Annotated in this window: 19 protein-coding genes; 7 read left to right on the top strand and 12 right to left on the bottom strand. The window is 53.9% G+C overall.

Annotated elements, in window-relative coordinates; all coding sequences use genetic code 11:
- Positions 1 to 2 precede the first annotated feature (2 nt).
- The 4 genes from ubiE to udp all read right to left on the bottom strand — a co-directional run bounded on the left by ubiE (position 3) and on the right by udp (position 4,553).
- A complete protein-coding gene (gene ubiE / locus F3J38_RS20170; RefSeq protein ID WP_167141320.1) occupies positions 3 to 761 on the bottom strand; it encodes a bifunctional demethylmenaquinone methyltransferase/2-methoxy-6-polyprenyl-1,4-benzoquinol methylase UbiE in 759 nt (252 codons plus the stop codon).
- 75 nt (positions 762 to 836) lie between these two features.
- A complete protein-coding gene (rmuC, locus tag F3J38_RS20165) occupies positions 837 to 2,348 on the bottom strand; it encodes a DNA recombination protein RmuC (RefSeq protein WP_167141318.1) in 1,512 nt (503 codons plus the stop codon).
- An 85-nt stretch (positions 2,349 to 2,433) separates the two neighbouring features.
- The gene (locus F3J38_RS20160; protein ID WP_167141316.1) at positions 2,434 to 3,702 is read right to left on the bottom strand and encodes a tetratricopeptide repeat protein; all 1,269 of its coding nucleotides are present in this window, start codon (positions 3,700 to 3,702) and stop codon (positions 2,434 to 2,436) included.
- An 89-nt stretch (positions 3,703 to 3,791) separates the two neighbouring features.
- Positions 3,792 to 4,553, bottom strand: coding sequence for a uridine phosphorylase (gene udp / locus F3J38_RS20155; protein WP_084933275.1), 762 nt, complete (start codon positions 4,551 to 4,553; stop codon positions 3,792 to 3,794).
- A gap of 300 nt (positions 4,554 to 4,853) precedes the next feature.
- On the opposite strand from udp, the gene F3J38_RS20150 reads away from it, so the two are divergent.
- Complete coding sequence (locus F3J38_RS20150; protein WP_167141314.1) at positions 4,854 to 5,690, top strand: dienelactone hydrolase family protein; 837 nt, start codon at positions 4,854 to 4,856, stop codon at positions 5,688 to 5,690.
- Between the two features lie 31 nt (positions 5,691 to 5,721).
- On the opposite strand, the gene metE is transcribed toward F3J38_RS20150, so the two are convergent.
- The gene (metE, locus tag F3J38_RS20145; protein ID WP_167141353.1) at positions 5,722 to 7,992 is read right to left on the bottom strand and encodes a 5-methyltetrahydropteroyltriglutamate--homocysteine S-methyltransferase; all 2,271 of its coding nucleotides are present in this window, start codon (positions 7,990 to 7,992) and stop codon (positions 5,722 to 5,724) included.
- A 226-nt stretch (positions 7,993 to 8,218) separates the two neighbouring features.
- On the opposite strand from metE, the gene metR reads away from it, so the two are divergent.
- Together metR and F3J38_RS20135 are read left to right on the top strand one after the other, a co-directional pair.
- Complete coding sequence (metR, locus tag F3J38_RS20140; protein WP_167141312.1) at positions 8,219 to 9,151, top strand: HTH-type transcriptional regulator MetR; 933 nt, start codon at positions 8,219 to 8,221, stop codon at positions 9,149 to 9,151.
- A 92-nt stretch (positions 9,152 to 9,243) separates the two neighbouring features.
- Entirely contained in the window at positions 9,244 to 9,726 is a 483-nt protein-coding gene (locus tag F3J38_RS20135) for a YehS family protein (protein ID WP_084933263.1), read from the top strand.
- Positions 9,727 to 10,283: 557 nt separating this feature from the next.
- On the opposite strand, the gene F3J38_RS20130 is transcribed toward F3J38_RS20135, so the two are convergent.
- The gene (locus tag F3J38_RS20130) at positions 10,284 to 11,153 is read right to left on the bottom strand and encodes a carboxylate/amino acid/amine transporter (protein ID WP_167141310.1); all 870 of its coding nucleotides are present in this window, start codon (positions 11,151 to 11,153) and stop codon (positions 10,284 to 10,286) included.
- Between the two features lie 433 nt (positions 11,154 to 11,586).
- On the opposite strand from F3J38_RS20130, the gene glpT reads away from it, so the two are divergent.
- A complete protein-coding gene (gene glpT, locus F3J38_RS20125; protein WP_167141308.1) occupies positions 11,587 to 12,927 on the top strand; it encodes a glycerol-3-phosphate transporter in 1,341 nt (446 codons plus the stop codon).
- A gap of 32 nt (positions 12,928 to 12,959) precedes the next feature.
- Here the strand turns inward: glpT and yigL are convergent, their stop codons facing one another.
- Positions 12,960 to 13,760 carry a sugar/pyridoxal phosphate phosphatase YigL gene (yigL, locus tag F3J38_RS20120; RefSeq protein ID WP_167141306.1) on the bottom strand — a complete coding sequence of 267 codons (801 nt, stop codon included), beginning with the start codon at positions 13,758 to 13,760 and terminating at the stop codon, positions 12,960 to 12,962.
- A gap of 32 nt (positions 13,761 to 13,792) precedes the next feature.
- Positions 13,793 to 14,785, bottom strand: coding sequence for a lysophospholipase L2 (pldB, locus tag F3J38_RS20115; protein WP_167141304.1), 993 nt, complete (start codon positions 14,783 to 14,785; stop codon positions 13,793 to 13,795).
- 104 nt (positions 14,786 to 14,889) lie between these two features.
- Between pldB and rhtB the strand changes: the two genes are divergently transcribed.
- Positions 14,890 to 15,513 carry a homoserine/homoserine lactone efflux protein gene (gene rhtB / locus F3J38_RS20110; RefSeq protein WP_167141302.1) on the top strand — a complete coding sequence of 208 codons (624 nt, stop codon included), beginning with the start codon at positions 14,890 to 14,892 and terminating at the stop codon, positions 15,511 to 15,513.
- Positions 15,514 to 15,657: 144 nt separating this feature from the next.
- Here the strand turns inward: rhtB and rhtC are convergent, their stop codons facing one another.
- The 3 genes from rhtC to pldA are packed head-to-tail and all read right to left on the bottom strand — an operon-like array spanning position 15,658 to position 19,018.
- Positions 15,658 to 16,281 carry a threonine export protein RhtC gene (gene rhtC / locus F3J38_RS20105; RefSeq protein ID WP_167141300.1) on the bottom strand — a complete coding sequence of 208 codons (624 nt, stop codon included), beginning with the start codon at positions 16,279 to 16,281 and terminating at the stop codon, positions 15,658 to 15,660.
- A 12-nt stretch (positions 16,282 to 16,293) separates the two neighbouring features.
- On the bottom strand, positions 16,294 to 18,117 hold the full coding sequence (gene recQ / locus F3J38_RS20100; RefSeq protein WP_167141298.1) for an ATP-dependent DNA helicase RecQ: 1,824 nt from the start codon (positions 18,115 to 18,117) through the stop codon (positions 16,294 to 16,296).
- A 22-nt stretch (positions 18,118 to 18,139) separates the two neighbouring features.
- Positions 18,140 to 19,018 carry a phospholipase A gene (pldA, locus tag F3J38_RS20095; RefSeq protein WP_167141296.1) on the bottom strand — a complete coding sequence of 293 codons (879 nt, stop codon included), beginning with the start codon at positions 19,016 to 19,018 and terminating at the stop codon, positions 18,140 to 18,142.
- 163 nt (positions 19,019 to 19,181) lie between these two features.
- Here pldA and F3J38_RS20090 point away from each other — a divergent pair, with 163 nt between their 5' ends.
- Together F3J38_RS20090 and rarD are read left to right on the top strand one after the other, a co-directional pair.
- Positions 19,182 to 19,652 carry a thioesterase family protein gene (locus tag F3J38_RS20090; RefSeq protein ID WP_167141294.1) on the top strand — a complete coding sequence of 157 codons (471 nt, stop codon included), beginning with the start codon at positions 19,182 to 19,184 and terminating at the stop codon, positions 19,650 to 19,652.
- Positions 19,653 to 19,694: 42 nt separating this feature from the next.
- Complete coding sequence (rarD, locus tag F3J38_RS20085; protein WP_167141350.1) at positions 19,695 to 20,594, top strand: EamA family transporter RarD; 900 nt, start codon at positions 19,695 to 19,697, stop codon at positions 20,592 to 20,594.
- On the opposite strand, the gene F3J38_RS20080 is transcribed toward rarD, so the two are convergent.
- Positions 20,565 to 21,617 carry an AbrB family transcriptional regulator gene (locus tag F3J38_RS20080; RefSeq protein WP_167141292.1) on the bottom strand — a complete coding sequence of 351 codons (1,053 nt, stop codon included), beginning with the start codon at positions 21,615 to 21,617 and terminating at the stop codon, positions 20,565 to 20,567. The two genes, rarD and F3J38_RS20080, sit on opposite strands and share 30 nt — an antisense overlap.
- Between the last annotated feature and the right edge of the window lie 152 nt (positions 21,618 to 21,769).

The following is a 21,769-nucleotide window of genomic DNA, read 5'->3' as shown; positions in this document are numbered from 1 at the left end:
AATCAGAACTTGAAGCCGCGATGCAGCGCCACAATACCGCCAGTCATATTGAAGTAGGTGGTATTTTCGAAACCGGCATCGTTCATCATCGCTTTCAGGGTTTCCTGATCGGGGTGCATACGAATCGATTCTGCCAAATAGCGATAGCTTTCCGCATCCTGCGCCACTATCTGGCCAATACGCGGCAAGATGTGGAACGAGTAGGTATCGTAGGCTTTGCTTAAGGGTTCCAGCAGCGGTTTAGAAAATTCCAGCACCAACAGACGGCCACCCGGCTTAAGCACGCGGAACATCGATGCCAGCGCCTTCTCTTTTTCGGTCACGTTACGCAGACCGAATGAGATGGTGATGCAATCGAAATAGTTATCGGGGAACGGCAGTGCTTCGGCATTAGCCTGCACATAACTGACATTGCCTGACACGCCCATATTGCGCAGCTTCTCACGGCCCATCTTCAACATTGAACTGTTGATATCCGCCAATACCACTTGGCCGGTTTCGCCCACCAGGCGAGAGAATTTTGCGGTTAAATCACCGGTACCACCGGCGAGATCCAATACACGCTGCCCACGGCGCACGCCGCTGCTATCGATAGTAAAACGCTTCCAGACACGATGGATGCCAAACGACATCAGATCGTTCATCAGGTCATATTTTGCCGCTACGGAATGAAACACGTCCGCGACTTTATCGGCCTTTTCGCTTTTCGCGACGGTCTTAAAGCCAAAATGGGTAGTTTCCTGCTGTGATTCATCTGCCATCGGGTTTACCTGTTCCACAAACAATTCTTGCCGAAGTGTATCAGAGTCGCGCTACGCGAGCACGTGACCACCGTGCTATTCATTGATACGGCGCAGCGAAGCGGTGGAAGAATCTGTTGGCTTTTCATCGGGCTCAATCTCGTCGGCCCAATTTTCATCCGCTTCCTCTGGCTGCGCCTGCTCAACCAGTTGAGGATTGATGGGCCGCTTGATCTCCACGCCCAGCGTGCGAAAAGCTTCACTTTGCGCGATTAAGTTGCCGCGCCCTTCCGCCAGTTTTTTCATCGCCTGCTGATAGCTCTGCTGCGCTTTGTCGAGGTTATGGCCTATGCCGCTCATGTCATCAACAAACAGGCGCATTTTGTCATACAGCCTTGCCGCACGGTCTGCGATACGTTGTGCATTGCGGCTCTGATGCTCATAGCGCCATAAATTGTTGATGGTGCGCAGCGCCACCAGCAATGTGGTTGGACTGACCAACATGATGTTCTGTTGCAGCGCTTCGCTGATCAGCTCGGGCTGGCGATCAATGGCTAACAGAAATGCCGGCTCGACCGGGATAAACATCAACACATAATCCAGAGAGCGTAAACCTGGTAATTGTTGATAATCTTTTCGCCCCAGTAAGCGGATATGGCCGCGCATCGCGCTGATGTGTTCCTGGATGGCTTGCTCACGCGTGGCTTCGTCTTCGGCGTTAAAGTAACGCTCATAGGCAATCAACGTCATTTTGGCGTCAATGACCACGTCTTTACCTTGAGGTAGCCGCACAATGACATCGGGTTGCATCCTGCCTTGCTGCTCCAACCGCACGCTGACTTGTGTTTCATACTCATAGCCTTCGCGCAAACCCGAGGCTTCCAGCACACGCGTTAACACCACTTCACCCCAGTTACCCTGGATTTTGTTATCACCCTTCAAGGCCTTAGTGAGGTTTACCGCTTCCTGCGCCATTTGCACATTGAGCTGCTGCAACTGACGGATCTCGTGCGCCAGGGTGTGGCGTTCGCGCGCTTCCAGACCAAAGCTGTCGTTGACCTGGCGGCGAAAACCATCCAGTTGCTCTCGCAGCGGCCCAATCAGGCTATTCAGGCTTTGGCGGTTCTGTTCATCAACCCGACGCCCGCTGTTTTCGAAAATGCGGTTTGCCAGGTTTTCAAACTGTGCGCTGAGACGCTGTTCACTGTTCGTCAGCAAACGATGCTTCTCTTCAGCAGCAAAACGCGTCTCTTCAAGTCGGATAGTGACTTCACGCAACTCGGCTTCCTGCGCACTGTTCACTTCCAGCTGATTGCGCAATTCGCGGTTTAGCTGCTCGCTCTCGCCGCGCCAGTAATCAAGCTGCTGTAATCTTTCCTGCGCACCGCTCAGTGCACCATGTAACTGGCGCAGCTCTTGTTCACGCTGTTGGATTTGCTGTTGCAGCTGTTCAAGCTGCTGCTGCTGACGCTGCTGCGCCTCTTCCAGCAGGCGCCGCTCAGTGGTGAAACTGGCGTGCTGGTGCCCGGCGCGCAATTGGGCAAGCATCCAGCCAATGCCCAATCCGGCCAGCGCCAGCGCGCCGCTAATGATAAGTTGCTGATCCATAATTCCCCCGCGGATCGTTTCGCTGAGGGAAAAGGTAAGATGCTACTGTATGAATGTCCAGATTGTTATGTCACTAACGGGCAAATTACAGCGCTTTCACCGTCAATTCCCCTGCCCTCCACGCATCGATCAGGAAAAACGGCATCGGCAGCACCCATTCGGTGCCTTTCACCTTGGCAGGGTAATGCCAGCTTTGGCCATTACAGGTGAGTTCCACCTGCTGCCATCCGTTATCTTCATTTTCGACTTTTCCCGCCATGCTCGAGAAACCCGCATTGCTGCCAACGTGGAAGCGGTCGGTTTGCCAGCGAATCGGCGGGTGTGCGGGCCATGCCTGCGCGTGATGGAAATGGAAGAGATTGTCATGATTGAGCACGCTCTCGCGCACGGTCGGCCACAGCGCCACCTTGAGGAAGTATTGGTCGGTGAAACGCTCGCTACCGCTGTACTTCGCAATGAAGTCTCGCATCTGCTGCTCAACGTTGTGGAACACGCCATGGCAGCCGCCCCACATCCCTGCCAATAGCAGCTCGGTGTGCGTAAAGTAGTCGCGCATGTGGTGGAACCAGTATGGCGAATCGAGCCAGGCATCCACCGCGCTGACTTCACGCTCAGAGAGCAATGAATCAGCGTCACGCACGATATAGCGCTTCACGTTGACATCATCCATCACCAGAAAGCGCCATAGCGTGGGGAAGATGCTCTTCTCATGCGACATATCCACCAGCTGTGTGTTCGACTGTTGCAAGCGCTGCCAGACATGCCGAGGCACGCTGTCGTCAAGATAGATACGGCAGATCCAGTTGGGATAAAGCTCACGAGCGACTTCAATATTTTTAATCAGCGTTTCACAGTAGCGCGGCTGACCACCGTACAAACTAAAAGAGATGACGTTTTCATTGGGATTCGCAGGATTGAACGGGGGTGGCGTCTCTGTGGGAAAAGCCACCTTGTGACCCTGGCGAAAAATCGCATCAGATTTTTCCAGCGATTCACGGCCGTAGCGTGCCACTTCATCGTGCTTTTCCAACCAGCCACACACTTCCGTTAAGCCATCCAGCCAGGTGTCGGATGCCTGGGCACGCTGCGCCGCAGGCGCCTGGTAGATTTTTTGGTAGGTTTTGTAGGATTTTTTGTATTCACCGATCCGCATCAGCGTCAGTGCATAGTCGCTGAGCACCTGCATGTTGTGGGGCATCACGCGCAGGACTTCTTCACAGCACTGGCATGCCACAGGGAAATCAGAGGCCGCCATCGCGTGGCGAAAACGCGCTGCCACGCCCTCAATATGTGATTGCGTTGCAGCGGTTTTTTTGACAAAGGCAGGACGAGGAGCAGTAACCGTTTTGCGCATAGTTTTTTCCTCAGTATCAGCTGAAAAAGTGCGCAATCAAGCGGCAGAAAGGTGATTTCCTATCCGTAAATTCCCTTCCGCCTTGCGCACTAAATTAAGCGACGCGCTGCTTCAACCACAATCTTCACCGCATCACTTTCGGTCTGTTTCATGGTCACCGCATCCGGGATCTCTTTTTGCGTACGGTTAACGATAACACCCGCCACCATGCCCGCTCTCAGCCCCTGACTGGCGCACATGGTTAACAGTGTAGCGGATTCCATCTCATAGTTAAGCACGCCCATTTGCTGCCACTCTTGCATTGAGCCCTGGAAGCGATTCACCACACGTCCTGAGAAGGTATCGTAACGCTCTTGGCCGGGATAGAAGGTGTCAGAAGACGCTGTAATACCAATGTGCGTTTTGGCGCCACAGGCTTCAGCAGCCGCGACCAGCGCGGTCGTACAGGTGAAATCAGCCACGGCAGGGAATTCCATTGGGGCAAAGTGCAAGCTGGCACCGTCAAGGCGCACGGAAGCCGTGGTCACCAATACGTCGCCAACATTGATATTGGGTTGGATCGCACCGGTAGTACCGACACGCAGGAAAGTGCGCACACCCAACTGAGCCAGTTCTTCAACGGCAATAGAGGTTGAAGGACCACCGATCCCGGTTGAACACACCACGACCGGCTTACCGTCCACTTCTGCCAGGTAGGTGGTGAACTCACGATGCGAAGCGAGATGTTGGGGGTTATCCATCAGCGCCGCGATTTTTTTCACACGCTCCGGATCGCCGGGAACGATAGCCAATGTGGCACCTTTCAGGTCGGCTTTAGTGATACCAAGGTGGAAAACGTCAGACTGGGCCATAACAGACTCCTGATAGATAAGGGATGTGCGCGCCACTCTACGTCAGTGAGCGGCATAAATATGTGATTAATTTCACTATCGACAATGAAAATTACATTTTAAGAAAATTATTGTGTGATTTGAGTCACACAATAGCGGTCGTTAAATCTGAATTGCTACAAGCGGTACTGTGTAAGTGCGAGTGGCAGTGTTAATAGAGAAGGAGAACATCTGAAAAAGTCCCTCTGCACCCTACGTCAGCCTCGCTCCTAAGCCAGGCTATAGTTACGTGATTGCGCACTTGCTAGCACGGAGAGAACAATGAAAACCGAAGACAATATGGCACAAAAATCAGCAACCGGCGGCTTTGCTCCCGCCGTTCAGCCCATCGCCAGCAGCACCATTACTACATCCAGCGACAATATTCATACCGGGGAGACATCGGTGCCGAGCCAAGGGGAAAACCTGCCGGCTTATTATGCACGCCCTAAAGAGTATGAAGGCACGTTGCCTGTTGTGTTGGTCGTACAGGAGATATTTGGCGTTCACGAGCATATTCGCGATTTATGCCGCCGTTTAGCGCAGGAAGGTTATCTGGCGGTTGCCCCGGAACTCTATTTCCGAGAGGGTGACCCCAGCGAATACAGTGATATCCCTACGCTATTTAAAGAGTTAGTGAGCAAAGTACCGGATTCGCAGGTCCTGTCCGACCTCGATCACGTTGCCAACTGGGCTGCCCGTCATGACGGTGATATTCGTCGTATGGCAATCACCGGTTTCTGTTGGGGCGGTCGCATTAGCTGGCTGTTTGCCGCACATAATCCACAAGTGCGTGCTGCCGCAGCATGGTATGGCCGTTTAGAGGGTGAAAAAACGCTTAAACAGCAGAAGCACCCGATTGATATTGCCGTCGATCTTGCCGCACCGGTACTGGGTTTGTATGGCGGTCAGGATGAAAGCATTCCACTTGAGAGCATTGATAAGATGCGCCAGGCACTGCATGCAGCGAATGCCAAGGCAGAAATAGTGGTTTACCCAGAAGCAGGACACGCTTTTAACGCCGATTATCGTCCGAGCTATCATGCTGATTCTGCCGCTGATGGCTGGTCGCGAATGCTGGCGTGGTTCAAACAGTATGGCGTCGCACCGAACGCGTGATGAAAAGGGGCGCGGCCGCGCCCCCATTTTATTAAACCGGTTCTCCCCTCAGCTTCTGCGCCGCCTTCACCATATTCGCCAGTGCCTGCCGTGTTTCACTCCAGCCACGCGTTTTCAGACCGCAATCCGGATTCACCCACAGACGCTCAGGCGGGATACTTTGCGCGGCCTTACCCAGTAATGCTTCCATCCATTCCACGCTGGGCACATTGGGCGAGTGAATATCGTAGACCCCAGGGCCGATTTCGTTGGGGTACTCAAACGCTTTGAACGCATCCAGCAGTTCCATATCTGAGCGTGATGTTTCGATGGTGATCACATCAGCATCGAGCGCGGCGATGGACGCCATGATGTCGTTGAACTCGCAGTAGCACATATGCGTGTGGATCTGGGTCTCATCCTTTGCCACCGCAGCGTTGAGACGGAAGGCATCCACGGCCCATGTCAGGTAGGCAGCCCAGTCAGACTGGTGCAACGGCAGCCCCTCACGCAGGGCTGGCTCATCAATTTGAATAATGCCGATACCGGCGCTCTCGAGATCTTCCACTTCATCCCGCAATGCCAAAGCAATTTGCTTGGCGATGGTTTCTCGCGTCACATCCTCACGCGGGAATGACCAGCACAAGATAGTGACCGGGCCGGTGAGCATGCCTTTGACGGGTTTGTCAGTCAGCGACTGCGCGTACTTTGCCCACTCGACGGTAATCGCCTGCGGACGGCTGATATCACCGATGATCACCGGCGGTTTCACACAGCGAGAACCATAACTCTGCACCCAACCGTTCTGAGTGAATACAAAGCCGTCGAGGTTCTCACCAAAGTATTCCACCATGTCGTTGCGCTCAGCTTCACCATGCACCAGCACGTCGAGGCCCAGCCGCTCTTGCTCGGCAATCGCTTGTTTGATGTGTTGCGCAATACCTGTTCGATAGTGGCTACCGTCAATATTGCCTTTTTTGAAATCGAGACGCAGGCCGCGAATTTCAGTGGTTTGTGGGAAAGAGCCGATGGTGGTAGTTGGCCATGCAGGCAGTTTAAAGCGATTACGCTGCGTTTTGGCACGCTCGGTATAGCGGCTGCGGCGCGCTAAGTCATTGGCCTGAATTTTTGCCAGCCGATCGCCCACCGCCGCGTTGTGTACACGTGCTGAGTGAGCGCGGGCGCGAATGGGCGCACTCCAGGCTTCCAGCGATGCCGCATCATTATTGTTGAGAGCGTGGCTCAATAAAGACAGCTCCACGCACTTCTGCAAAGCAAAGGCAAACCAGCTTTTGACTTCCGCATCGAGTCGGGTTTCCACGCTGAGATCAATTGGGCTGTGCAGCAGTGAGCAGGAAGAACCTATCCATAGCTGTTTGCGTTGGCTAACCAGCGGTTGCAGACGCTCGAACCAGCGGCTGAGGTCAGCACGCCAGACGTTACGGCCATTAATCACCCCCAGCGACAACAGCCACTCAGCAGGAAGTTGTTGATGAACGTGTTGAATGTCGTCTTTACCCTGTACCAGATCAATGTGCAGCCCCTGTATCGGTAGCGTTTTAATCACATCGAGATTTTGGCCAATACTGTCGAAGTAGGTGGTGAGCAGCAGCTTGACTTCACCTTGTAGTGCAGCATAAGCAGGATTGAATGCATCACGCCATAGCTGCGGCAACTCCAGTGCCAGAGCGGGCTCATCAATCTGCACCCACTCAATATTGCGCTTTTTCAACTCAGCCAGAACCTGCTTATAGACGGGCAGAATGTCATTCAGCAAGGAGAGGCGGTCAAACTGCTCGCCCTTCACTTTCCCCAACCACAGGTAGGTGACCGGGCCTAACAGGATCGGTTTAATGTTGTGGCCGAGCGCCAATGCCTCGTCCACTTCATCCAGCAGTTGAGTCCAGGTGAGTTTGAACGGCTGGCCTTGGATAAATTCCGGCACCATATAGTGATAATTGGTGTTAAACCATTTGGTCATCTCAGCCGCGGCGGCAGGTTCACCCGTTGGCGCGCGGCCACGACCCAGACGGAACAGCGTATCCAGATCCACAGAGCCATCTTTGTTCTGATGCCGTGCAGGTACGTTGCCCAACATTAAGCTGGTGCTCAATACATGATCGTACCAGGCAAAATCACCCACCGGCAATACATCGACCCCGGCTTCTTTCTGTTGTTGCCAGTGGCGAGCGCGCAGCTCACGCCCTACAGCCAGCAAGGCTTCCTGTGAGCTATTACCAGCCCAGTAGCTTTCCTGTGCTTTTTTCAGTTCGCGGCGCAGGCCAATGCGAGGAAAACCAAGAGTGTGATTCAGAATGGTCATGTCATGTTCTCCAGATATTCTTAACCGTAAAGCACGCACCAAAACCGATTTACGTTCATCCAGCGGGCGAATTTGCCGTTCGCTGAGCGTATTCACGCGATAAAAGTAAAGCGGCCGCAACGCTTGCTTGAGATGTTTAGCCGTCCAGATGTTTACACCGCCATAATCTGCGGGTACTGTATGTTCCTCAAGCGCAATTTGTTCAATCTCGATGTGAAGGACTCTCATGATCGAACTCAAACACCTGAGAACGCTGCAGGCATTGCAGAACACCGGCTCCTTAGCCGCTGCCGCTGCCCAGCTTCATCAGACACAATCGGCGTTATCTCATCAGTTCAGCGACCTGGAACAGCGGCTGGGCTTTCGCCTGTTTGTGCGCAAGAGCCAGCCGTTGCGGTTTACGCCGCAGGGGGAAATTTTGCTGCAGTTGGCCGAGCAGATTTTGCCGCAGATTCAGCAAGCGTTGCAGGATTGCCATGAGCCGCATCAAACCACGCTGCGCATTGCGATTGAGTGCCATAGCTGCATTCAGTGGCTGACGCCTGCGTTGAATAATTTCCGCCAGAGCTGGCCGCAGGTGGTGATGGATTTCAAATCGGGCGTGACCTTTGATCCGCAACCCGCTTTACAGCAGGGTGAACTGGATGTGGTGCTCACCTCCGATATTCTGCCGCGCAGCGGACTTTTTTATACGCCGATGTTTGATTTCGAAGTGCGCCTGGTGCTGGCCCCCGATCATCCACTGGCCAAGCTCGACCATATTTCACCGGAAGATTTGGCCGACGAAGTGTTGATGATTTATCCCGTACAGCGTCAGCGACTTGATGTGTGGCGTCATTTCCTGCAACCCGCTGGCGTCACTCCGGCACTGAAGAATGTCGACAATACCCTGCTGCTGATTCAGATGGTGTCGGCACAAATGGGGATTGCCGCGCTGCCGCATTGGGTGGTAGAGAGCTTTGAAAAACAGGGCCTGGTGGTGACGAAGACGCTGGGTGAGGGTTTGTGGAGCCGCTTATATGCCGCCGTTCGCGATGGCGAGCAGCGCCAGCCGATTCTGGAAGCCTTTGTGCGTTTCGCTCGTCAACATGCATGTGATCATCTGCCCTTTGTCCGTGATGCTGCTCGTCCAGGTTCACTTCAGTCGATTTCTTCATGATCTTGCGGGCGACCTGTGTCGCCCGTGCTGTTATCCCTGCCCTGCCTGCTCTATAATGCGCCGCCTCAACCCGCGACCAAGAGAGTTTCACCATGACGAGTAACGATGTTCTGCGCAGCGTGCGCTATATGCTTGATTTGAGCGATAGCAAAGTGGTGGAGATTTTTGCCTTAGCGGGCAGCGAAGTGCCATTGGAAGATGTACAGGCATGGATGAAGAAAGATGAAGATGCGGCGTTTCGTAAACTGCCCGACGTATTGATGGGTTACTTCCTCAACGGTTTGATTTTTTACCGTCGTGGTAAGAGCGAAGACGCGCCTGCACCCTCGGTAGAGCGTCGCATGAATAACAATATTTTCATCAAGAAGCTGCGTATCGCGTTTGCGTTGAAGACCACAGATATTCCGGTGGTGCTGGAGAAGGCAAACTTTAAGATTTCCCAGGCTGAAGTCGGTGCGATTTTCCGCAATCCCGATCATAAGAATTACCGCGAGTGCGGCGACCAGATTCTGCGTAACTTTTTGAAGGGATTGACGATGATGAATCGTCCTGCGGCGCCCGCGAAAAAGGGCTGATAACTTTGTGTGAGTGCTCAGTCAGGGAAGGGCTGAGTGCTTTTTGTTAGTGCTCAGTCGGGAAAGGGCTGATTGCTATGTGTTAGTGCTCAGTCGGGAAAGGGCTGATTGCTTTTTGTTAGTGCTCAGTCGGGAAAGGGCTGATTGCTTTTTGTTAGTGCTCAGTCGGGAAAGGGCTGATTGCTATGTGTTAGTGCTCAGTCGGGAAAGGGCTGATTGCTTTTTGTTAGTGCTCAGTCAGGGATAGCGTGGCAGATCGCAAAGGAAACCCACATCCCTGTGGATCGGCCTCGCCATCCATGGCTCGGACGCTTTACTCCTCTGCCACGCTATCCCTTCCCTTAAGCTTGAGCGTCGCTTTGATACCAGGTCAGATGCAAGCCGCTCCGATCACGAAGGAATCTCACTTCCCTGTGGATCGGCCTCGCCATCCATGGCTCGGACGCTTTGCTCCTCTGCCACGCTATCCCTTCCCTTAAGCTTGAGCGTCGCTTTGATACCAGGTCAGCTACGGCGAAGCGAAGGCAACAAACGTGTTAGCATTTCAGCTCGGCCATTTAGGCATCGCTTTTAGCGACATGCCCCACTACCCAACGCTTGTGCACGTAAAGTGAAGCGAAAATGACAATCGCCCCGGCAATAAAGCTCGGCCAGTGCGGTTTCTCCTGCCAGATCGCCAGATTGACCAGCAAGCCCGCCGGCACGTGCATGTTGTTCATAATGCCAAGCGTACCCGCATCGACCTGCGTCGCACCGTAGTTCCACATAAAGTAGCCTAGACCTGATGCCGCCACGCCCAGCCACACCAAAATGCCCCATTGCAGGGTTGTGGTCGGCAGTTTGTTCGGGTTACCCCACAGGCTCCACGCAATGATGGCAATGATCACCGCGCCTAAATAGAACCAGGAGAATGCCGTGTGCTGCGGCATCGGGCGGGTTTCCTGCAAGCGCTTGTAACCGACCATACCAATGGCGAAGCAGATGTTAGCTGCCTGAACCAGCAGTAAACCGAACCAGAAATGATCGCTGACTTTGTCATAGCGGATAATGGCCGCACCCGCTACTGCCAACAACGCGCTGAAGGCATAGCCAATCCGCAGCCGACGCCTACTGAGCAAATCGTAAATCAGCGTGACGTAAAGCGGCGTCATCACGGTAAACAACAGGAATTCTGTCACGCTGAGGTAGGTATAAGCCTCAAAACTCAGCAGGTACATGACGCCGAGTTGCAGCATCCCTACCAGCATATACAGCAGGAGGGTTGAAACGCGATATCCCTTCCAGCGCAGGAAGGGCAAAAAGACCAGCGCAGCCAACCCAAGGCGCATCAGTACAGAGAACCAGGAGTCAACCTGGCCCGCAAGGTATTCCCCTATCAAACTAAAGGAAAAAGCCCACAAAATGGTGGTAACGATCAGTAACGGCACGGCATCGATCCCAAAATGAACAGTGGCGCTAGTGTAAACAAACTGTCGTAAGCGGGCTTAATTATCTGGTTGACAAGCGGTCAAAATAAAATCAAACAACTCCTGACTTCCTTAAGCCAGCGCGGGATCGCTCACTTGCAAAACCGGGATGTTGATTGTTGATGCAGTAAATCTATTTCAGCAGCGCAATGGATTGACCTTTCAAACGTAAAAGCCCCGACGATTAATGCGCGAATTCCAACATTTTCTGGTTTATATCGCTCTTTGGTGTCATCAAACTGTAACAAATGTGTCACACATCACAGTAACGCACCGCAACTATCCCTATTCTATGCGCGAAAAGGAACTTTGATTTCTGCTTTAACGCCAGATGGCTTTTGACCCAACCTGCTGGGAATAAATAAAAATATTGCGCCCTTGGAGGGCCACCTTCATGTTAAGTATCTTCAAACCGGCACCGCATCAGCCGCAAGTCGCTGACGATCGTGTCGATCCGCTCTATCGTCGGCTACGCTGGCAAATTTTCATCGGCATTTTCTTTGGTTATGCCGCCTATTACCTGGTCCGTAAAAACTTTGCGCTGGCAATGCCCTATTTAGTCGAACAGGGCTTTTCGCGTGGCGATCTCGGTTTTGCTTTGTCCGGAATATCCATCGCCTACGGTTTCTCCAAGTTCATCATGGGTTCCGTCTCTGACCGGTCAAATCCGCGCGTCTTTTTACCTGCTGGACTGATTCTGGCCGCCGCCGTGATGCTCTTTATGGGCTTTGTGCCGTGGGCCACCTCCAGCATCATGCTGATGTTTGTGCTGCTGTTTTTGTGTGGCTGGTTCCAGGGCATGGGCTGGCCGCCATGCGGACGCACCATGGTGCACTGGTGGTCGCAGAAGGAGCGCGGTGGCATTGTTTCGGTGTGGAACTGCGCACATAACGTGGGCGGAGGCATTCCACCGTTACTGTTCCTGCTGGGCATGGCGTGGTTTAACGACTGGAAAGCAGCACTCTATATGCCAGCGTTTGGTGCCATCATTATCGCCATGATTGCGTTTGCCCTGATGCGCGATACACCGCAGTCCTGTGGTCTGCCGCCGATTGAGGCCTATAAAAATGACTATCCGCCGGATTATAGTGAGAACCATGAGCAGGAGCTGACAGCAAAGCAAATTTTCATGCAGTACATCCTGCCCAATAAGCTGTTGTGGTATATCGCACTGGCTAACGTGTTTGTTTACCTGCTGCGTTACGGCATCCTCGACTGGTCCCCGACCTATCTGAAAGAGGTGAAGCACTTCACGCTGGATAAATCTTCCTGGGCTTACTTCTTCTATGAATATGCGGGTATTCCCGGCACCTTGCTGTGCGGTTGGATGTCGGACAAAGTGTTTAGGGGCAATCGTGGTGCGACCGGCGTGTTCTTTATGACGTTGGTGACCATCGCCACTATCGTTTACTGGCTCAACCCGCCGGGCAATCCTGGCATCGATATGCTGTGCATGATCGTGATCGGCTTCCTGATCTATGGTCCGGTGATGCTAATTGGCCTGCATGCGCTGGAGCTGGCGCCGAAGAAAGCGGCCGGCACGGCAGCAGGCTTTACCGGTCTGTTTGGCTATCTCGGTGGATCGGTGGCGGCCAGTGCGATTGTCGGTTACACCGTGGATTACTTCGGCTGGGATGGCGGTTTCATGGTGATGATTGCGGGATCGGTGTTAGCGGTGATTTTACTGCTGCTGACCATGGTCAATGAGCACAAACACAAGAAGCAGATGGCATAACAAAAAAATGGCCGGATTAACCGGCCATTTTTTTAGGCTAAAAACAGCTTACGCAACGTATGCGGCACCGCGTCTTCGGCGTTGCTGCCAATGACTTCCAGTGTGGGCAACGTGTCTTTCAACCGCTGATGCGCATTGCGCATAATGCAGCCTTTACCCGCCATGCTCAGCATCTCGACATCGTTCATACCATCACCAAACGCGATGCACTCTTTCAGCGAGTAACCCAGTTGTTTGGCGACGGCCTCCAGCGCATGGCCTTTTGACACGCCGCCGGCCATCACTTCAAGGCAGGTTGGCAGTGAGAAACTGACGTTCACGCGATCGCCCCAGCGTGCTTCAATCGCCAGTTCCAGTGGCGCCAGACGTTCTGGTTCATCACAGGTGAAGAACACTTTACTGATGCCGTCGGTTGGCAGCATGCCCGGCTGGTAAACCTGATAGTTAAAGACTGACTCACGGAAGTAGTCTTGCTCCTCAGGACGATGGCGGCTCATATACCATTCATCGTCACGATAAACATGCGTCAGGATGTGTTCATCGTGATATTGCAAGCCGTAAAGTTCACTGGCGATGTCCGCATCGAGGTTATGGCTAAACACCAGTTCCCCCTCCGTATTGTGCACACGAGCACCATTAGAGGTGATCATGTACGCCGGAATGCCGAGGTTATCGCGCATCTGACCCACATCGATGTAATGGCGTCCGGTGGCAAAAATAAAATGAACATCACGCGCAACCAACTCCTGCAAAGTGGTGCGGGCAAAAGGTGTCAGGCGATGTTCCGGCGAGAGCAGCGTGCCATCCAGGTCGGATGCGACGATGTGGTACATGTAAACCTCTGGTATTGATATCGGATAAAAAATTAAACGTGGCGTTCGAAGAAATCGACCACCAGGTTGAGCGCTTCGGCGCGCATAGCGTCTGTTTCAAACAAAATCTCGTGACGCGCACCTTGAATCACATACGGCACGGTTCCTTCGCAGGGGTGCCCTGCATCGGCCATCGCCGTACAAAAAATATCTTGTGAGCGGTTATCCACCACATCGTCTTCGCTGGCCTGTAATACCAGGGATGGCGTGGTAATTTTCGCCGCCTGACTGATGATACTGCGTCCGGCATGCACGCCTTCACGCACCCAATGATAGGTTGGGCCACCTACTCGCAGCCCCGGATCGTCAGCGTAAAAACGCAGGTTGCGCCGATAGCGCTCCCGGCTATGCGTCAGGCGATTAATACCAAACGGACTGGCGCGCCAGCGGCCAGTGCCGAGCGCATAGCGCTCACGAATCGCCGGCAATTTTTCCGCCCAGTCCAAAATCGGGTGCGCCATCCAGTCGGGCAGCGGCAGCACGATGCCGAACATTGGAGCCGAAAACGCCGCGGCATGGAACGCCTGCGGCTGACGCGCCAGAAACAACGCTAAAATCGCACCGCCCATTGAGTGCGCCAGCACATACCTTTGCGGGTAATGGTTGCTGACGATCTCTTTAAGATACAGCGTTTCTAAGTCGTCAACGTAGTGGCTGAACTCCACCACATGTCCGCGATGTGAATCGGCCAGCAGGCGATCGGAGCGCCCTTGCCCACGATGATCGAGGATGACCACGTCGTAACCGCAGTGGAACAGATCGTAAGCCAGTTCCGGGTATTTGATATAGCTTTCGATGCGACCAGGTACAATCAGGATGACACGGCGATGTTGCGGTGAAGTGAAACGAACATAGCGAATTTTCAGGTTGCCGACGCCGGTGAATTCACACTCTTCACGCCGACGCCAGAAGTCGAGCAGCGGTCCGGTGGCAAAGGCAGAAAAGCCTCTCTCACGCCCGAGCCAACTCTGTTTATGATGCTGCATCCGTCCCCCAGAAAAAAAGCCTCATCGCGCATCTGTGCGCCATAGCGTACCGCGATGTTCTGGCGTATTGTGTCACACTTCGTTCACTTCAGGGAATGTCACACATGACCATTGAATGGTGGTTAACCTATCTGCTGACGACAACTATCCTCAGCCTTTCACCCGGTTCCGGTGCGATCAACACCATGAGCACCGGCATCAGCCACGGTTATCGCGGCGCTGCCGCTTCGATCACCGGATTACAGCTTGGCCTGGCGATTCACATTGTGCTGGTGGGTGCGGGTCTCGGTGCGCTGTTTTCACAATCGCTTATGGCGTTCGAAGTGCTGAAATGGGCGGGTGCCGCTTATCTGGTGTGGCTCGGTATTCAGCAGTGGCGTTCCGCAGGTGGCATTGATCTGGATGCGGTCGCAAAAGCCATGCCGCGTCGTCGGTTGTTTAAACGCGCCGTGCTGGTGAACCTCACCAATCCGAAAAGCATCGTGTTTCTGGCCGCACTGTTCCCGCAGTTTATTCAGCCACACCAGCCGCAGTTAATGCAGTATCTGGTGCTCGGCGTCACCACCATTGTGGTCGATATTATTGTGATGATTGGTTATGCCACGCTGGCAACGCGCATCGCAGGCTGGATTAAAGGCCCTAAGCAGATGAAATTGCTAAACCGAACTTTCGGCGGTTTGTTTATGGCAGTCGGTGCGTTGTTGGCGAGTGCGCGTAAAATGGCCTAAGACGTTTTCCCGTTGTCGCAGCAAAGGTAAACCGTCGGTGGCGCAGCCAGTTCGGTGCCGGCCAGCGCACAGCCCCCGGAGCGTACACGTAGTACGTGAGGAGGGCGAGCACTGCCCGGTGGCGAAATGGCAAGTAAACCAGGTTTACCGCGAGATAATCAGGTGGATGCCGAATCCGGCGAACAGTACACCAGCCATCCCATCAACCCACTTCGCCATACGCTGATACTTGTCACGCATCCACGGCAGCGCAAAGATGGCGGCCACCAGCGTAAACCAGGCGAAGGTTTCACCGATAATCAGCAAGAACAGACCCCAACGTTCCATCGCGCCAACATCATTACCCACAAACAGTGAGAACACGCTGCCGAAATAAATGATGGCTTTCGGGTTCGACAGATTAGTCAGAAAACCTTTCAGGAAGCTCATACCTTTCTTTGGCAGTTCCACCACCGGCGCATTAACCTGCGGGGCTTTATGCTGCTGACGTGCTGAGCGCAGCAACTGCCAGCCCATCCACAGCAGATACAAACCACCGCCCACCATGATGATTTCATGCAGCCAAGCCATTTTTTGCAGGATCAGATGCAGGCCCATCAGCGCCACGCCCGCCCAGATGACGATCCCCAGCGTAATGCCCAACACGCCCATCATCGCCTCTTTGCGCGAACGGCTAGCGGCAGTTTGCGAGACAAAGAAGAAGTCGGGGCCAGGGCTCATCAGCGCAACCAGATGCACCAGCGCAACAGTGGCAAATAACATCAACATGGTTTGTTTCCTTTACTCTTCATCGACATGTTCTTTGATCATCACCAGGAACGGCTTACCAAATCGTTCCAGCTTGCGATGACCGACTCCGTTCACGCTCAGCATTTCCGAGGCGGTTATCGGCATTTGTTCCGCCATTTCAATCAGCGTGGCATCGTTAAACACCACGTATGGCGGAATGTTCTCTTCATCGGCAATCGCTTTACGTAATTTACGCAGCTTGCCAAACAGCGTGCGGTCGTAGTTGCCATTGTAAACTTTCGGTGCGCTACTGCGGCTTTTAACTGTCACGATACGCGGTACCGCCAGCATCAGCGGCACTTCAGCGCGTAACACTGGACGCGCCGCTTCCGTCAGTTGTAATGCCGAATGCATAGCAATATTTTGCGTCACCATGCCGAGATGGATCAGTTGGCGTAGCACGCTAATCCAATGTTCTTGGCTCTGCTCACGGCCAATGCCGTAGACCGGCAGTTTGTCATGACCGTTATCGCGGATACGCTGGTTAGTTGAGCCGCGCAAAACTTCAACAATATAGCTCATACCAAAACGTTGCCCGGTGCGATAAATGCTGGACAGCGCCTTTTGCGCCTCCACTAAACCATCATAACGACGCGGCGGGTCGAGGCAGATATCACAGTTACCACAGGACTGCTGTCGCCCTTCACCAAAGTAATTGAGCAATACCAGACGGCGGCAGGTTTGCGCTTCCGCAAAGGCCCCCATCGCATTGAGTTTATGGCGCTCAATATCCTGCAATGGGCCGGGGGCTTTCTCTTCCAGGCACTTACGTAGCCATGCCATATCCGCCGGATCGTAAAGCATCATAGCCTCAGCAGGCAGCCCATCACGCCCTGCGCGACCGGTTTCCTGATAGTAGGACTCGATGTTGCGCGGAATATCGAAATGCACCACAAAGCGTACGTTGGGTTTATTGATCCCCATCCCGAATGCCACGGTCGCGACCACAATTTGCAGGTCGTCGCGCTGGAAGGCTTCCTGCACATGGGCGCGCTGAGCGCTATCGATACCAGCGTGATAGGCCCCCACACTCAGGCCACGGCTTTGCAGACGTGCAGCGGTGTCTTCCACTTTGGCGCGGCTGTTACAGTAAATAATGCCACTTTTGCCACGCTGTTCCTGCACATAGCGCAGCAGCTGATCGGTGGGTTTAAATTTCTCCACCAGCGTATAGCGAATGTTGGGACGGTCAAAGCTGCTGATTTGAATCAGCGGATCGTCCATCTGCAACAGATGGGCGATGTCATTACGCGTGGTTTCATCGGCAGTGGCGGTCAGCGCCATCACCGGCAACTCTGGGAAGCGCTGGCGTAGCTGACCAATCGAGCCATATTCCGGGCGGAAATCATGGCCCCATTGCGAGATACAGTGCGCCTCATCCACCGCCAGCATCACAGGGTTCCACTGATGCAGACTGTCGAGGAAGTTGTCCATCATCAGTCGCTCAGGGGCGATATACAGCAGCTTCAGCTTGCCCGTGCGGCAGTCAGCAAACACCTGTTGCTGCTGCTCGCGCGTCTGAGTGGAGTTGAGGCACGCTGCCGCCACACCGTTGGCCAACAACTGATCGACCTGATCTTTCATCAGTGAAATCAGCGGCGAGACCACCAGCGTCAATCCTTCACGCACCAGCGCGGGGATCTGATAGCACAGCGATTTACCGCCGCCGGTTGGCATCACCACCAGGCAATCCCGCCCTGCTAGCGCGGTTTCGATGATGGTCTGCTGGCCGGGACGAAAGTGCTGGTAGCCGAAAGTATCCTGTAGAACTTGCTGCGCCAGCATTTCCTGATTAAGCACTGCCGATGTTGCCACGGTAATCCTGTTTTCTGACTGATTAGAATAAATCGTTAAGCGTTACACCCACGCCAAAACGGGTTTGACGGTGGTTATAGTCGATGAGCGATTCACCATACCCGCTGAACAGCTGAGTGTAAAAGCGCACATGCTCGGAGATCGGATAGCTCCAGGCGAAAGTGGCGCCGCCGTAGCCGCTGTTCCAGTTATAGTTGCCTTCCACGCTGAAAATACTCTCGCCCAGCTCATACCCAAGCTTGGCGCGATAGTAGCCCATGTATTTGGTGATGTCGGGGTTATCGTCGTTATTTTCATTTTCGGGGATGCGATACCACGGCTTAATTTCCGCCATGAAATTTCCGTTTTGCGCCATCAGGCGCGCGTAAACGCGGTTCCAGCTACGCGAAGTCGGATCGCTACGTCCATTTGACTCGTGGTTCAGACCGGTTTCAATGTCGCGCAGTGTCCAACCCGCAAAGGTGTAATCTGTTGCCCAGCCGAGGAAAATCTGCGGTTCATAGTTGGTTTCGCGGAATGGCGATGAGGCACCCCGGTTGGAGAGCTGCCACCAAGAACGCTGGGTATAGGACGCGGCTAATATCGAGTTATCGCCTAGAATGCCACGCCACAGCGGAAACGCCAGGCTGAGCTGGAATTTGACTTCATCATTTTTCGCTTTATTGGCCCAATCATAGGATGAGATGGCCTGTTTATTCATGCTACTGGTGTAAGTGTACAGCAGGTAGTTGTTTTCGTAGGGATAAAGCACGAAAGGGTTATCGTGTTTCTCCAACAGGTTGGCGATAATACTGCCCTTTACCGCTGGGGCGTCATGCACCTCTTTTATGGTGGCTTCATCAGCCTGTGCCAGCGCAGGTATCATCAAAGCTGCGGCCAGCAACGCGTATAGCTTACGCATAACATTCTCCAGAACTGCGTGTTGTCATTATTAGGGCAATGTTCAAAAAGCACGCCATTCTACACATAAAGGCACAGGTTGATCAGTGCCGATTTCTGAAACTGGAAAGCAGCGCGAACGCGGCATAATATACACAACTCTTTAACATCTTAAGGCAGAAACTATGTCATCCCCGTTGCTGACACAGCAGGAAGCTCGCCGTCTGATTGGCGAAATCTTTGTTTATCACATGCCCTTCAATCAGGCCCTGGGACTGGAACTCGATCGGCTAGAGGCGGATTACGCCGAATTAGGATTTGCGAACAAAACCATGTTGGTCGGTAATGCCGCGCAGCAAATTCTGCATGGGGGTGTCATCGCGTCGGTGCTGGATGTCGCGGCCGGGCTGGTCTGCGTCAGCCATGCGCTGTCTCGCCAGGAGAGCATCAGTGAAGAGGAGTTGCGCCAGCGTCTGTCGCGCATGGGCACCATTGATATGCGCGTGGATTATCTGCGCCCTGGGCGTGGGGAACGATTCGTTGCTACCAGCAGTCTGCTGCGCGCAGGCAATAAGGTGGCAGTTGCACGTGTTGAGCTGCACAACCAGCAGGGCGATTACATCGCCACCGCAACAGCAACCTATTTAATTGGATAACTTTGATGGCGTGCGCTTGTCGCCGCCTTTTGGACAGTGATGATGGATACGCAACAAACGCGTCAGGGCATTGGTTATGCACTCGGCGCTTACTTTATTTGGGGCATTGCACCCGCCTATTTTAAGCTGGTGAAAGAGGTACCGCCCACAGAAATCATGACGCATCGCGTGATTTGGTCCGCGCTGTTTATGCTGGTACTGATCACCCTGAGCCGCAGCTGGAAACAGGTGAGCACGGTGCTCGCACAACCTAAAAAAGTGCTGTTGCTGGCGCTGACTGCCGTGACCATCGGCGGAAACTGGCTGCTGTTCATCTGGGCCGTGAATAATCAGCATATGTTGGAGGCCAGCCTCGGCTATTTCATCAACCCGTTGATCAACGTAGTGTTTGGGATGCTGTTTCTACGCGAGCGGTTCCGTCGTCTGCAGTGGGTGGCGGTCGCACTTGCCACCACCGGCGTGCTGGTACAGCTGTGGCAATTTGGTTCGCTGCCGATTATCGGCTTGGGCCTGGCGCTGAGTTTTGCGCTCTATGGCTTAGTAAGGAAAAAGATTCAGGTGGATGCACAAAGCGGCATGCTGATCGAAACCGCCTGGCTTTTCCCGCTCGCAGCCATTTACCTGTTTGGCTTCGCCGACAGCGCAACCAGCCATCTGAGTGCTAACCCGCTGAGTCTCAATCTGAAACTGGTCGCCGCAGGTATCGTCACGACGATTCCCTTGATGCTGTTTGCCGCCGCCTGCGCGCGTTTACGTCTGTCAACCGTGGGCTTCTTCCAGTATTTGGGCCCCACGCTGATGTTCCTGCTGGCGGTACTGTTCTATGGCGAGAGCCTGACGCCGGATAAAATGGTCACCTTCGGCTTTATCTGGCTGGCACTCGCCATCTTTATCATTGATGCGATTGCTTTTTCAGCTCGCACTCGCGTGCGCATAGCGTGAGATAAACCGCGCCATTGCCGGGCCGGTCAGCAGGATGGTGAACAGACGTAATGTCTGCAACGCCATCACAAATGCGATATCGACCCGGCTGCCCGCGGCAATGATCGCCACGGTATCCAGCCCGCCTGGGCTGGTTGCCAGGTACGCCGTCATCAGATCGACGTGCAGCACGCGCGTTAACATCCACGCCAACCCTCCACACAGCAGCATCAGGCCAAAAATCGACACCAGCATTTGCGGCAGCGTGCGCAGCGCCAGTAGGAAGATCGGACGCGTGAAACGCAAGCCCACGCTCCAGCCAATCAACGCATAAGCCAGCGCCAATAACCATTCCGGCACCTGCAAAGTGGCGACATCGGTACCATGCAGCGTCGCGCCAATCAAGGCAGGCAGCAGCAGCGCACCCGAAGGGATACGCAATTTTTGCCCTAGCCACGCACCGGCAAACATCACCACCAATGTCAGGATGAAGCTGCTTTGTAAGGCAGGGAACCATACCAGCTCCACTGCACCACCGTTGGTGCCAAGGCCAATACGCGCCACCACGGCCGCTGCAGTCGCCACGAACAACACACGCAAATACTGCATAAACGCCACTAAGCGCACATCCGCACCGAAATCACCGGCCATGGCCACCATCGCAGAAGCGCCGCCGGGCGACGATCCCCACGCACCGGTTGGCCCTGGAAGGTTGCTAAAGCGCACCAGTAGAAAACCCGACACACCGCTGGCTGCCAGCGTGAGCACCAGCACCGCCAGCACCACCGGCCAATCCGCTAACAGCGGTGAGAGAATTGCCGGTGACAGCGTTTGCCCGATCATGCAGCCCAACACCGCTTGCGCGAGCACAAAAAAACGTTTGTCGATGCGCACGGTCGCGCCAGAAAGGCCCATTACGGTACCGACGATCATCGGCCCCAAAAGCAGTGCAGCAGGAAGGTGAAACAACTGGAGAATGATCCCCAGTACTAATGAAGCAATCAGCAGAATGGTCCACTGCTGTCGCAAAGAAAGACGCGCCATAGGGTGGAAATCAGAAAGTGAGAAGTGACAACAGCCTACGCAGAAAAGTTAAACCATGCCAGTTTTGTCGCGGCGCAATTTGTTACGCATCTGCTAGCGGCATTGTCGCTTCAGATAAGCGCGATAAATCGCGCCGCTACGAAATCGGAAAA

Source organism: Candidatus Pantoea formicae (assembly GCF_011752625.1).
GTDB lineage: Bacteria > Pseudomonadota > Gammaproteobacteria > Enterobacterales > Enterobacteriaceae > Pantoea > Pantoea formicae.
Note: the sequence above shows the minus strand (reverse complement) of the source record. Positions and strands in the feature narration are given on the sequence as shown.

Excerpts from the sequence above, each read along its gene's own strand:
- ubiE (WP_167141320.1), bottom strand. The coding sequence starts at position 761 with ATGGCAGATGAATCACAGCAGGAAACTACCCATTTTGGCTTTAAGACC.
- rmuC (WP_167141318.1), bottom strand. The coding sequence starts at position 2,348 with ATGGATCAGCAACTTATCATTAGCGGCGCGCTGGCGCTGGCCGGATTG.
- F3J38_RS20160 (WP_167141316.1), bottom strand. The coding sequence starts at position 3,702 with ATGCGCAAAACGGTTACTGCTCCTCGTCCTGCCTTTGTCAAAAAAACC.
- udp (WP_084933275.1), bottom strand. The coding sequence starts at position 4,553 with ATGGCCCAGTCTGACGTTTTCCACCTTGGTATCACTAAAGCCGACCTG.
- F3J38_RS20150 (WP_167141314.1), top strand. The coding sequence starts at position 4,854 with ATGAAAACCGAAGACAATATGGCACAAAAATCAGCAACCGGCGGCTTT.
- metE (WP_167141353.1), bottom strand. The coding sequence starts at position 7,992 with ATGACCATTCTGAATCACACTCTTGGTTTTCCTCGCATTGGCCTGCGC.
- metR (WP_167141312.1), top strand. The coding sequence starts at position 8,219 with ATGATCGAACTCAAACACCTGAGAACGCTGCAGGCATTGCAGAACACC.
- F3J38_RS20135 (WP_084933263.1), top strand. The coding sequence starts at position 9,244 with ATGACGAGTAACGATGTTCTGCGCAGCGTGCGCTATATGCTTGATTTG.
- glpT (WP_167141308.1), top strand. The coding sequence starts at position 11,587 with ATGTTAAGTATCTTCAAACCGGCACCGCATCAGCCGCAAGTCGCTGAC.
- yigL (WP_167141306.1), bottom strand. The coding sequence starts at position 13,760 with ATGTACCACATCGTCGCATCCGACCTGGATGGCACGCTGCTCTCGCCG.
- pldB (WP_167141304.1), bottom strand. The coding sequence starts at position 14,785 with ATGCAGCATCATAAACAGAGTTGGCTCGGGCGTGAGAGAGGCTTTTCT.
- rhtB (WP_167141302.1), top strand. The coding sequence starts at position 14,890 with ATGACCATTGAATGGTGGTTAACCTATCTGCTGACGACAACTATCCTC.
- rhtC (WP_167141300.1), bottom strand. The coding sequence starts at position 16,281 with ATGTTGATGTTATTTGCCACTGTTGCGCTGGTGCATCTGGTTGCGCTG.
- pldA (WP_167141296.1), bottom strand. The coding sequence starts at position 19,018 with ATGCGTAAGCTATACGCGTTGCTGGCCGCAGCTTTGATGATACCTGCG.
- F3J38_RS20090 (WP_167141294.1), top strand. The coding sequence starts at position 19,182 with ATGTCATCCCCGTTGCTGACACAGCAGGAAGCTCGCCGTCTGATTGGC.
- rarD (WP_167141350.1), top strand. The coding sequence starts at position 19,695 with ATGGATACGCAACAAACGCGTCAGGGCATTGGTTATGCACTCGGCGCT.
- F3J38_RS20080 (WP_167141292.1), bottom strand. The coding sequence starts at position 21,617 with ATGGCGCGTCTTTCTTTGCGACAGCAGTGGACCATTCTGCTGATTGCT.